The organism is Cellulomonas sp. PhB150 (assembly GCF_003755175.1).
Lineage (GTDB): Bacteria > Actinomycetota > Actinomycetes > Actinomycetales > Cellulomonadaceae > Cellulomonas.
On record NZ_RKHX01000001.1, the window covers coordinates 699,011 to 711,529 of the forward strand.

Consider the following 12,519-nt stretch of genomic DNA (forward strand, 5'->3'; position numbering starts at 1 on the left):
CTCAGGCCGCCCGGACCGTCGGAGGCGGCGTCACCTCGAGCACGCGGGCCACGACCTCGGCCTGCGTCACGCCGGCGAACTCCGCCTCGGAGTCGAGGATGATGCGGTGCGCCAGGACGGGCTGGGCCAGCTGCTTGATGTCGTCGGGCAGGACGAACTCGCGTCCCTGCGAGGCGGCCCAGACCTTGGCGCAGCGGACGAGTGCCAGCCCGCCGCGCACGCTCGCGCCGAGCGCCGTGCGGCCGTCCTCGCGCGTGCCCTCCAGGAGGCGGGCGATGTAGTCGACGACCGCCTCCTCGATGTGGACCGTCGTCGCCAGGTCGGCCATGGTGCCGACCGCCTGCGTCGTGATGCGCGCGGTCAGGACCGACGTGCGGTCCTTCGCACCCGCGAGGATCTCGATCGCCGAGGCGCGGTCCGGGTAGCCCAGGGACGTCTTGAGCAGGAAGCGGTCGAGCTGCGCCTCGGGCAGCCGGTACGTGCCGGCCTGCTCGATCGGGTTCTGGGTGGCGATCACCATGAACGGGCGGCCGACGGGGTGCGTGATCCCGTCGACGGTGACGTTGCCCTCCTCCATGACCTCCAGCAGCGCGGCCTGCGTCTTGGGCGAGGCCCGGTTGATCTCGTCGGCCAGCACCACCGACGCGAAGATCGGGCCCGGGTGGAACTCGAACCGCTGCGTGCCCTGGTCGTAGATCGTCACGCCCGTGACGTCCGAGGGCAGCAGGTCCGGCGTGAACTGGATCCGGTTGTGCGTGCCCTGGACCGTCGCCGAGATCGCCTTGGCGAGGCTCGTCTTGCCGGTGCCGGGGGCGTCCTCGAGCAGCACGTGCCCCTCGGCCACCATCGCCGTGAGCGTGAGCCGGATCGTCTGCTCCTTGCCCAGGAGGGCCAGGCCGACGTTGGACACGAGGGCGTCGAACGTCTCGGCGAACCAGGCGCTCTGCTCGGGTGTCATCTGGGTGTCTCTCCTTGGCGGTGCGGACGGGGTCGGGTGGCTCATGGGTCAGCCGCCACCAGCGGCTGCGGGCATCGTGAACTCGGCGGCGGACGACGGTCCGTCACCCTTCGAGCTGTGGGGCGTCACCACGACCTTGACGACGGCGCCGGGAGCGGGGTCGCCCAGGTCGCCGACGGTGCGGCTCGCCGTGGTGTCGTCGACGTCGTCGCACTTCTTCTGGTCGACGCCGTCCACGGTCCAGCAGACCCTGAACGACACGCTCGCTCCGCCGCTCGGGCCCGCGGTCCACGCCGCGCTCAGCCTCGTCGGTGCGACGGTGTCGTCCGGCGACAGCGACAGTCCGGAGACCGCACCCGGCGGCTCGCCCCACGTGAACGTCTGCGTCTGGCTCGCCTTGTCGCCGGACCCGGTGTTCGTCGTCGACGCCCACACGCGCAGCGTGACGTCGGTGCCGCCGAGCCCGATCCAGTTGTCGATCCGGATGCCCGTCACGGACGTCTGCTCCGTCGTGACCTCACCCGTCGTGCGGTTGCCGCCCGCGCTGAGGACGTACGTGTACTGCAGGCCGCGTCCGCCACCGCTCGACGCCGCGTTCCACGAGATGTCCAGCGCCGTGGGGCGATTGAAGTTCCCGCGGTCGGAGACCGTCATCGTCAGCCCCGACGGGGTGCCGGGCGGCGTGGTGGCCGTGGCGGTCACGGCGGCACTCCACTCGCTCGAGCCCGCGGCGTTCACCGAGCGCACCTGGTACGTGTAGTCGGTCCCACCCGTCAGGCCGGTGAACGTCGCCGACGTGCGCGACCCGCCCACGGACTGCGGCGATCCGTCGGGCAGCTTGATCTCGTAGGCCGTGATCGGCGAGCCGTTGTCGGTCGCCGGGTTCCACGACACGGTGATCGACCCGTCGCCCACGGGCGCCGACGCCGCGACGCCGCCCGGCGTGCCGGGCAGGCCGAACGTCGAGGCCGTCACGCTGCCCCTCGAGCCCCAACCGGCCTTGTTCTTCGCGCGGACCGAGACCGTGTACGGCTTGCCCGTCTCCGCGTCGTTGAACGTGTAGGAGCGCGTGCCGGCAGAGACCGTCGCCGTCGTCCCACCGGGGCCGTCGACCGTGACCTCGTAGGACCCGATGCGGTCGCCGTTGGACTTCGGCTCGCTCCAGGTCACCTCGAGGATGCGCCCCGCCTTGGTGTCCGTCGGGTCCGCCTTGACCTCTGGCGCCTCGGGGACGCCGGCCGGTGTCTCGCTCGCCGAGGGGCTCCAGCCGCTCGGGTCGGGCGCGTCGTTGTGGGCGCGCACGCGGACCGTGTAGCTGGTGCCGTTGCTCAGGCCGGTGAACGTGTGTCGCGTCGAGACCTCGGTGACCGTCGTGGTCGTCCCGCCCGTGAGCTCGACGGTGTACGACGTGACGGGAGACCCCTGCGAGTCGGGCACGTTCCAGGAGACGTCGAGCCGCCCGTCGCCGAACTCCACCGTCGGAGTCCCGGGCGCGTCCGGGACGGCGTCGGGGCGCGCGGGCTGCGAGGCCGGGCTCGGGTCGGACCAGCCGACCTCGTTCTGCGCGGCGACCGTGAACGTGTACTCGGTGTCGTTCGTCAGCCCGTCGAACGTGCAGGTCGTGCTCGCGCACGACTTCTGCAGGTTGCCGGGTTGAGCCGTCAACCGGTAGCCGGTGATCGGCGTACCGCGGCTGTCGGGCGCACGCCAGGACAGCACGACCGTGCGGTCGCGGACCTCGCCGACGCGCGGCGCGGTCGGCGTCGCGGGCTTGCCGCGCACGGTGACCGTGATCCGGCCCTCGGCGTCACGGTCGGGGTCGCCCGTGACGTCCCGCACGCGGAAGCGGACCACCATCGAGCCGATGAAGCCCTCGTTCGGGCGCACGCTCACGGTCGAGGCCGTCCGTCCGGCGGTCCCGGAGTCGGGCGTCTCGACGACCGCGTCGACGACCTTCAGGGGTGAGTCCGGGAAGGGGTTGAAGGCGTCGTCGAGCACGTTGAGCGTGACCTGCTGCCCCTCGGCGCCGTCGGGCACCGAGCGGTCGACCACGCGGGCGGTGGAACGCGTGCTCGCGATCACGCGCAGGTCGATCGTCGTGTCCAGGACACCGGTGCGGCCGTAGCCGACCTTCAGGGCGAGCTGGCCCGTGCGGCCCTTGGCGGTCGACTCCGCGGCCGAGACCGAGAGCATCGTGCCCTCGAGCGTCGCGGTGAAGCCCGGCGGGACGGCGGACGCGAGCGAGTAGGAGTACCGGTTCGCGGCACCCGTCGCTCCCTCCGGACCCGTGGTGAACGACTGCAGGTCGACCTTGATCGGCGCCTCTCCGGGCGCGACCTCGAGGACGGAGGGCGTGAACGTCGGCGGGTGGTCCTCCAACGCGTACACGGTGATCGGCAGCGTGAGGAAGGCCGTGCGCGCGCGCGTGTCGGACGTGCTGGTGGCGTCGGTCACCGGGATCGTGATCGAGGCGTTCCCGGCGAACCCCTTCGCCGACGTGAACTCGACATGGCCGTCGTCCTGGCCGACGAGCGACGCGCCGTTCGAGTTGGAGGCGGTGATGCCGTTCAGGTCCGCGACGCTCGGCTCGCGCCCGGGAGCGACCTTGACGTACTCGTCCAGCGCGATCTCCAACGGCTCGCCCGAAGCGACGCGCAGGGCAGGGGCGTTCGGGCGCAGGGTCGGCGGGAAGTCTCCCAGCGCGGGGACGGTGATGAAGGCGTACGAGGCGACCTTCCCGCCGGGCGCCGTGGTGTTGGTCAGGAGGAACGGCACGGTCTGGGCGTGGTCGACGAGCGTCACGATGACGTTCCCGGACGGGTCCACACGCGCGACGTCCGCCACCGTCGAGGGCACCGAGACGGCGAGGTCGTCGAGCGGACCGCTCGGGTTCTGCGCCACCGCGAGCACGTCGACCGACACCTCCGCCAGGCCGAACGTCTCGGCCGGGGGCACGACGACGTCGCGGGCGATCGGGCGCAGCACCTCGGCCTTGTCGTCCACGTTGACGGTCAGGACGGCCGTGTCCCGTCCGCCGGCCGCGTTGGTCGCCCGGTACTCGACCTGGATCGTCTGGTTCTTGGCCGGGGCCACCACGACGATGCGGCGACCCAGGACCTTCGCGTCGATCCCCGCGGGCACGTCGAGCTCCGGGTCGATGCTGAGCTCGCCGCCGCTGGAGTCGATGTCGTTCGCGAGCACCCGGACCTCGATCGTCTGGCCCGGGCGGATCGTCACCTCGTCGTCGCGCGCGACGACCGTGGCGGCGTTGGTGGGGCGCGGGCTGATGCCGACGCGGATGGTCGCCGTCGCCCGCTGGCCCACCCAGTCCTCGACCGCGTAGGTGAACTCGTCGGTGCCCACGCCCTCGTCGTTCGCCGTGTACTCGATCCAGTCCGCGCCCTTGTCGGTGACGTTGCCCAGCTTCGGCGCGGTGGCGCTGCCGAGCAGCGTCACGCCGTCGCCGTCCTCGTCGATGCCGACGAGCGGGATCGGGATGCGGATCTTCTGGCCGGCGAACACGCGCGCCGTGACGTCCTTCGGACGCGGCGGCTTCTTGCTCTCCGCGTCGGACGCGTGCACCTTCACGGTCACGGTCGCGGCCGTCGGGGTGCTCGTGCCGTCGGTGACCTCGAACGTCGCCCGGGCGGTGATGGGCGTGCTCGGCGCCTGGTAGCGCAGCACGTCGCCCGAGACGAACATCAGGCCCTGGCCCGCACCGAGGGCCTCGACGAGCTCGGGCACGAGCGAGAGCGGGTCCCCGTCGGGGTCGTACGCCGTGTCGAGGACCGGGATCGTGACGATGCCGCCGGTCCGGACGGTGACCTCGACGTTCTGGACCACCGGGCTCTGGTTGGTCGCGGACGCCGGCACGGGCTGCACGACGATCTGCCCGGTGGCGGAGGCCGCGCCGTTCGAGACCGTGTAGGTGAGCACCTCGGGAGCGTCCAGCGTCTGCTCGGAGCGGATCTGGACCAGACGGTGGTCGAGGACCGCGGCGCTGATCGACGAGCCGTCGGGCACGTCCACGTCCTGGAGCACCAGGACGCTGCCCGAGGGGTCGGAGTCGTTGCTCAGCGGGTCGATCGTGACCTCGCCACCGGCCGGCAGGAACGCGCGGTCGCGGACCGCCACGGGCGGCGGGGCGTCGGCCGGCCACTCCTTGACGTCGATGCGCGCGAGGCCGGTCGCCTGCTGGGGTGCGGCGGTCACGGTGAACGGCACGTAGTACGTCCCGACGCGTCCCGCGGAGAACGTGAACGTCCCGCCCGGCAGGTCCGGCGTCAGGGTCGCGCCCGGGACGTCCTGGACCGAGGCGAGCCGGACCGGCTCGGTCGAGCTGGACCGCACGGCGTCGAGCGGCTTCACGGTGACGACCTGGTTGCGGTAGGCCACGGCGTGCACCGGGTCGATCTGGGGCGGCACCGAGCCCGCGGGACGCACGTCGACGTCGAGCGTCCCCTTGATCGTGTGCGTGCCGTCCGAGACCTGCAGCGTCACGCGCGCCCGTCCGAGCTTGTCGCCCCCCGCGGTGAAGGTCAGCGACCCGTCCTGGCGCGTGCTGACCGAGCCCACCGCGTCGTCGACGCTCGCGCCGACCAGCAGCAGGTCGTCCCCGTCGGGGTCCTGGAAGTCGGCCAGCGCCTGGTAGGTCGCCTGCCCACCCTGCTCGACCTTCATCGACCCGGTCCGGATCTGCTCGGGCTCGTCGTTGAGATCGTCGGGCCGAGCCGTCAGCGTCACGGTGGCGGTCGACGGCGCGCTCGTGCCGCGGCCGTCGGTGATGGTGTACCGGAACTGCGCGGTCCCGGTGGCCGTCGGCGCGACGTCCACCTGCAGCGCCCGGCCGTCGTACACGGTGCTCACGTGGCCGAACGAGGAGGGCAGGTCGTCGACCTCGGAGACGACCAGCACGCCGCAGTCGGGCGAGGAGTCGTTGTCGATCACCGGCAGGATCGTGGCCCGGCCGGGGCGCACGCCGAACTCGTCGTCCGCGGCAGCCGGCGGGGCCGACTCCGTCGAGCACTCCGTGACCAGGTCCTGGATCGTCTCGGTGCTGTCCGAGTCGTCCTTCTGGTCCTCGGGGTCGTCGGGGGTCTCGATGTCGTCCCAGTTGGGCGTGCGCAGGTCGGTGTCCTGCAGCGGCATCCACAGCCGGCCCCGCAGCGTGTCGTTGAGGACGACCATCGAGCGGTTGACCCGGAAGACGAGCACGTCCTGCGCCGACGTGTCCTGCAGGTCCTTGACGACGGCGTCCTTGCCGTCGCAGAGCTGCAGGTAGGAGCCGGTCGCGGTGGCCCACGCGGCGTGCGCGCAGGAGCCGACCTGGACGGGAGCGGCGGGCTTGCCGCTGCCCGTCGTGGGGTGCTCGACGACCTTGCCGCCGTCCAGAGGCACCTCGTAGAGCGTGTCCGAGCTCGAGACCAGCACGCGCGACGACGACGGCCCCGGCTGCTGGAGCACCAGGTCGGAACCCGCGAGCTCGACCGAGCCGTGCAGCGTGTGGACCGTCGAGCCGCGGAGCACGACGGGCTCGTCACCGACGGCCGTGAGCGCGTCGAACGACCCCTCGCCGACCGAGCCCGCGTCTGCCGGCGCCTGGCCGGGCGCCACGCGGGTCGCCTCGCCGGTCCCGTCGACGGCCACGACGGTCCCGTCGGGTGCGACCACGGCCTTGCCGCCCTCGCCGAGAGCCACGTCGGGCGCGTCGGTCCCGACCCGCAGCCCCTCGAGCGACCCGAGCGTGCGCACGTAGAGGCCGCCGTCGACGCCGACGACCGACAGCACGCCGGCCGCCATCGAGACGCTCTTGTCCGCGCCCGGCGCGGCCACCTGGCTGCCGAGCGTGACCGTCGCCGGGTCGACCACGGCGAACCCGTCGGGCTGGGTGAGGACCACGTCCCCGCCGTCCTGCAGGACGTCGAACGTGCTGCCGTCGGTCACCAGCCCCGCGTTCAGCTCCTCGACGGGCACGTTGTACCGGCCGAGCTTGAGCTGGCTCGTGGCCGTGACCCACACGCTGCCGTCGTTCAGGTCGACCTTCGCGAGCGGGAAGCCCTGGTTGACGAGCGCCAGGACCGCGACGAGCACGGGCACGGTGACGACTGCCGCGGCGGTCGTCGCGCGCTGGCGCAGGCGGGGCCACCTCACGGCACGCACCCCTGGGTCGGGGTCTCGGAGGCGCGCCCGTCGGCGCGGACGAGCGACACCTCGACGCAGACCTCGCCGCCGCCCGTGGAGGGCACGACGACGGTCGGCTCGGTGACGATCGCGAGCTCGGGCTCCCCCGTCGCCGTCAGCACGCCCCACGTGTAGCGGTCGCCGTCGGCGGGCTCCGGGTTGGTCCAGGTGAACACGACGGTGTCGTCGGCCTGGCGCGTCCCCGACAGGCCGGTCGGCGACGGCACCTCGCGCCCCGCCACCGAGTCCGGCGGCTGCGAGAACTCGGGGCTGCTGGTCGGGTTCGGGTCGGACCCGCCGTTCATCGTGGCGGCCGCGATGGCGACGACGGCGGCGAGCACGACGAGGCCCGAGACGATCGCGGTGACGGCGCGGCCGCGTCCCGGGGCCGGCTCGTCCTCGACCTCGTCGACCAGCAGCTCGGTGACCGGCTGCTCGGGCGCGTCGGGCGGCGGCGGGACCGCGGACCAGGTCGGCACGGAGGGCGCGACCTCGACGACCGGCCGCAACCGGGTCGCGTCGTCGCTCTGGGCGGGCTGCCGCTCGTCGTCGGGCTCGCGCGGCATGTCCGGCAGGTCGAGCGGCGTGACGGGCAGCCCGAGGTCGGCCTCGACCTGCTGCAGCGCGCGGGCGACCGCCTGCGCGCTGGCGTAGCGGCGCGACGGGTGCTTGGCCATCGCGCGCTCGAGCACCGCGAACAGCGCGGGCGGCACGTCCTGGCGGCCCAGCTGCGGCAGCGGCGTGCGCTCGATGCGCGTCACGAGGTCCTGCGCGCTGTTGTTCCCGCCCGGCACCTCGAACGGCGTCCGCCCGGCCAGGAGCGAGTAGATCGTGGCCGCGAGCGAGTAGACGTCCGAGCGCTCGTCGCCCGTGGGGTGCTCGGCGAGCAGCTCGGGCGGGGACCACGGGATCGACATGCCGACCGTCGCGCCGGCGCCCTGCCCGACCGTCGCGGCGATGCCGAAGTCCGTCAGCGCAGGCCACCCGAAGTCGGTGGTCAGCACGTTCGCGGGCTTGATGTCGCGGTGCAGGATGCCGACGCGGTGCGCGGCCTCGACCGCCGAGGCGAGCCGGATGCCGATGCGCAGCGCCTCGTGCACCGAGACGTGCTCGGTGCGGTAGCGCTGCGACAGGCCCGGCCGCGAGCAGTACTCCATGACGAGGTACGGCCGACCGTCGGCCGCGATCGCGGCCTGGTGGATCGTGACGATCGACGGGTGGTGCGAGAGCTGGGCCATGAGGTTGGCCTCGGTCTGGAACCGCGTGCGCACGTCGTCGTCCAGGCTGCCCGCGAGCAGCACCTTGACGGCGACGTCCCGGACGGGCAGGTCCTGGCGGTACAGGAAGACGTCCGCGAACCCTCCCAGCCCCAGCAACCGCACGTACCGGTAGCCGGGAAGCGTCGGCGGTGCCGAAGGCTCCCGGCGTGCGGTCACGACCCGCGCTCCACCGTGAACGTCACGCCGTCGCCGAGGTCGACGACGTGGCCGGCCTCGACCACGGTCGCCTCGCCCGGGTGCAGGCGGCGCGCGCCCTCGCCCTGCTTGGTCACGTGCACCCCGTTCGTCGAGGCGAGGTCGGTGACGAGCACCTGCCCGTTCTCGACGCGGACCTCCGCGTGCGTGCGCGAGATGTCCTGCTGCGGGCTCGGGACCGTGACCAGGTGCGGCAGCTCGCTGTTGGTCACGCGCGCCACCTGGGGCGCGCGGCCGAGGAGCACCGAGCGGTCGAGCGGCACGACGAGCCCCGTCGAGAGCACGAGCTGCGGGACGGGGCCGTCCTGCTTCGGCGCCTCGAACGGGCCGGGGACGGCCTCGCCGCCCGTCCAGTCGGCGGCCCAGGAGGGCAGCCGCTCGCGGATCGCGGCGAGGTCGGTCGACAGGATGGTCAGGCCGTCGTGGTCGTCGACCGACGACGCACCGACCGAGACGAGCGCCGGCAGCGCGGTCGGCGACGTGGACGGGCCGGTGCCGGGCTCGGTGGCCGCGAACGCCGGTGTGGCGACCGGTGCCGGGGTCGGCTCGGGTGCGGGAGCCGACTGCTGGGTCGGGACGGGTGCCGGGGCCGGGACGACCGGCGTCGGCTCGGACTCGAGCGGGACGAGGGCCGGGGCGTCATCGGGCTCGGGCTCTAGCTCGGGCTCGGGCTCGGGCTCGGGCTCGGGCTCAACGGCGGCGACTGGCTCGGGCGCTTCCGGCTCGGGCTCCGCGGCGACCGGCTCCTGCTCCGCAGCAACAGGCGCCACAGCGACCGGCTCCGCAGCGACCGACTCCGCAGCGACGGGCTCCGTTGCAACAGGCTCGGCAACAGGCTCGGCAACCAGCTCCGCAGCCACCGCGGGGATCGCCGCGGTGCCCTCGGCGGCCTCGGCCGGCACGAGCGAGACCTGCACGGCGGACGCGGCGGCGGCCCCGTCGCCGAGCGGCCACGCGCTCTCGTCGGCCGACGACCCGGCGACCCGCAGCTCGACCGCGGTCGCCGGCTCGAGCACCTGCTCGGTCCAGGTGGTGACCCCGTCGGCGGTCAGCGTCCGGGACCCCACGGCCGACGACACGACGACCTCGACGTCCCCGCGCTGCACGACGTGCACGCGCTGACCCCGCACGGCCACCAGCGCGAAGCCGGGCAGCCCCTCGAACCCCTGCCGCGCGAGCACCGCGAGGGCGCCGAGCACACCGTCGGCGCCGCGCTCCCACACGGACCGGACGGTCTCCGCGGGCACGCTCGGGTCCAGCAGCGCGACGAAGCCGGGGCAGGCGACGGCGGTCCAGTCGCCGGGACGGTAGGCGGGCACGCTCATCGCGGCAGCTCCTCGGATGCGGAAGAGGGTCGGAACCGGGGCACCGTGGCCCCGTGCAGCATCTCGTCCCACTGGTGCACGCCGAGCTCGGCGCCCATCCGCGGGACGGTGATGTGGACGTCGTCGAGCTGACCGGCCGCGGTGGCGACGTCGACCACGACCGCGCTGACGTTGTCGCGCGCGCCGTGCTCGAGCGCCCTGCCGACGAGGGTCGCGGCGGCCTCCTGCGCGTCCGGGACGGAGGCGAGCACCGCGGCGAGCTCGGCCGGGCCGAGCTCGCGCGTCAGGCCGTCCGTGCAGATCAGGAGGCGGTCGTGCGGGCCGGAGGGCAGCAGCCAGTAGTCGGGCTCGGGCTCGCCGCTCGTGCCGAGCGCGCGCGTGAGCACGTGGCGCTCGGGGTGCGACGCGGCGTCGGCCACGTCGATCCGGCCCATGTCGATGAGCTCCTGGACCACCGAGTGGTCGACGCTGACCTGCTCGAGCCGCTCGTCGGCCCAGCGGTAGACGCGCGAGTCGCCGACGTTGAACACGAGCCAGTAGGCGCCGCCCTCGTGCACGGTCACGGCCACGCCGGCGACGGTCGTGCCGCCCTGGCGGCCGCCCGTGAACTCGCCACGGATCCGGCTCGCGGTGCGCGAGAAGCACGCGTGCACGTCGTCGGCCGTCGCGGACGGCTGGCCCGCGAGCTGCGCGAACTCCTCGACCGCGATCCGGCTCGCGAGGTCCCCCGCGTCGTGCCCGCCCATCCCGTCGGCGACGAGGAAGACGGGCGGATACGCCAGCAGCGCGTCCTCGTTGACCTCACGCACGAGCCCGCGATCGGTCGCGGATCCCCACGACGTGCGCATGGCCACCCCCTCGTGTCGGTCGCCGGGCGTCGGACCCTGACGATTGCATCGGCGCACATCGTGCCTCACCTGAGGCCAGATCGGCACATCTGGCGGCAGATCGGACGCGCGCGTCGGATGTCAGGCCCGCCCGATCAGATGCCCAGCTGGAAGACGCCCCAGTAGGCCAGCACGACGAGCAGCACGGACGAGCCGACCACCACGCACCAGAAAGCGGCCGCCCGGAGCACGCCCTGCGCCGACCGGCCCGTGGCCGCGAGGGCCTCCCGCTCACGCTGCAGCAGCAGGACGCCGGCGGCGACCGCCGCGATGCCGAGCAGCCGCACGGCGACCCAACCGCCCTTGACCACCCAGTCGTTGTGGGCGTAGTCGAGGGCCAGCTTCGCGATCGCCACGAGGTACCAGACGAGGGCGGCCACCGTCAGCACCGCGCCGAGCGCGCACACCACCATGCGCACCGCGACCCCGCGCGGGAACCGGTGGACCGCGACCTCGGACGCGCCGCGCCGGCGGCGTGCGACCTCGATGACCCGGGCGGTGGGCACGAGCACGAGCGGCAGGACCAGCAGCGCGCCCGCGACGAGCACGGTGGCGATGACCACGTCCCCGTTGCGCAGCCAGCTCGGCTCGGGCACGGGTGCGGCGAGGAACTCCTGGGTGGGCTGGTCCCCGGCGATGTGCGGCGCGGCGTCGGCCGTCGCGGGCAGCCCGAGCACCCAGCCGGACAGGTCGTCGAGGAAGGTCGTCGGCATGACGTCGTCGATCTTCATGCCGTGGTTCGCACCCGCATAGTACCGCACGGTCACGTCGCCGTCACCGGCGATGGCCGTGTCGCGCAGCACCTGCTCCGCGCCCTGCACGATCGGCATCGACGAGTCGCCCGTGCCGTAGACCATGAGGACCGGCTGGGTCATCTGCCGCTGCCACGGGGTCACGTCGAAGTCGGCGTACTCGAACCCGCCGCCCGGCAGCGCCATCCCCACCGCGCGCGGGATCGCGCGGAACACCCCGTGGGGGACGTTGGTGTTGCGCAGGTAGTTGTCGGCCGCGAAGGCGGCCTGCTCGCGCGGCGGCACCACGGGCGCGGAGGCGAGCACGACGAACGCGAGGTCCTCGTCGGTCGCCGCCATCACGGGCGCGATCCACGCACCCTCGCTCTCGGCGTACACGCCGACCCGCGTCGGGTCGACGCCCGCGTGCTTGCGCAGCACGTCGACCGACTTCTCGTAGTCGGCCGCCATCGCGACGTAGTCACGGTGCCGGGCGGAGTAGGTGTCGAGCCGCTTGTCCGGCACCATCGTGACGATCCCGGACGCGGCCATCGCGGCGGTCTGCTCGCTGAACGCGGTCTCCGAGGACCCGGTCCCGGCGCCGTGCACGAACACGACCCCCGGCATCGGCTCGGGCGCGCCGACCGGCACGCTGATCTTGGCCTGCACCGTGGTCCCGTCGAGCTGGACGGTGACGCGCTCGATCTCGACGGGGTAGGTCTGCAGGGGCGGGGCGTGGGTGATCGCGGTGGAGGGGTTCTCGACGACCAACGGGTCGGTGAGCGGGATCGGGTCCCACTGCGGGCCCATCACGGCCCCGAGGACCGCCAGCGCGATGACGCCCAGGGCCGTGCTCGCGACCAGCCGGTACGGCCCGGTGAGACGTCGCTCGACGAACGCGCGCGCGCCGGAGCGCCCCCGACCCGCGTCGGAGGTCACGTCCTCCCGGTCCTGCTGCAGCAC

6 protein-coding genes are annotated in these 12,519 nt (G+C 73.6%); all 6 read right to left on the reverse strand.

Annotated features, from left to right (window positions below):
- Position 1 precedes the first annotated feature (1 nt).
- Positions 2-958 (reverse strand): MoxR family ATPase, encoded by a 957-nt coding sequence (locus EDF34_RS03370; protein ID WP_123369928.1) that lies wholly within the window; start codon positions 956-958, stop codon positions 2-4.
- Between the two features lie 48 nt (positions 959-1,006).
- Positions 1,007-7,108, reverse strand: coding sequence for a fibronectin type III domain-containing protein (locus tag EDF34_RS03375; RefSeq protein ID WP_123370643.1), 6,102 nt, complete (start codon positions 7,106-7,108; stop codon positions 1,007-1,009).
- Entirely contained in the window at positions 7,105-8,574 is a 1,470-nt protein-coding gene (locus EDF34_RS03380; RefSeq protein WP_123369929.1) for a serine/threonine-protein kinase, read from the reverse strand. Before EDF34_RS03380 ends, EDF34_RS03375 begins: the two co-directional genes overlap by 4 nt.
- Positions 8,571-9,938: an FHA domain-containing protein gene (locus tag EDF34_RS03385; RefSeq protein ID WP_123369930.1), complete on the reverse strand. Its 1,368-nt coding sequence runs from the start codon at positions 9,936-9,938 to the stop codon at positions 8,571-8,573. The genes EDF34_RS03380 and EDF34_RS03385 overlap by 4 nt, the downstream gene beginning before the upstream one ends.
- Positions 9,935-10,786: a PP2C family serine/threonine-protein phosphatase gene (locus tag EDF34_RS03390; protein WP_123369931.1), complete on the reverse strand. Its 852-nt coding sequence runs from the start codon at positions 10,784-10,786 to the stop codon at positions 9,935-9,937. The genes EDF34_RS03385 and EDF34_RS03390 overlap by 4 nt, the downstream gene beginning before the upstream one ends.
- A gap of 134 nt (positions 10,787-10,920) precedes the next feature.
- Positions 10,921-12,519, reverse strand: coding sequence for an alpha/beta hydrolase family protein (locus EDF34_RS03395; RefSeq protein ID WP_370450021.1), 1,599 nt, complete (start codon positions 12,517-12,519; stop codon positions 10,921-10,923).

What these genes read in the sequence shown, in the direction of transcription:
- EDF34_RS03370 (WP_123369928.1), bottom strand. Translation starts at nt 958, where the DNA reads ATGACACCCGAGCAGAGCGCCTGGTTCGCCGAGACGTTCGACGCCCTC.
- EDF34_RS03385 (WP_123369930.1), bottom strand. Translation starts at nt 9,938, where the DNA reads ATGAGCGTGCCCGCCTACCGTCCCGGCGACTGGACCGCCGTCGCCTGC.
- EDF34_RS03390 (WP_123369931.1), bottom strand. Translation starts at nt 10,786, where the DNA reads ATGCGCACGTCGTGGGGATCCGCGACCGATCGCGGGCTCGTGCGTGAG.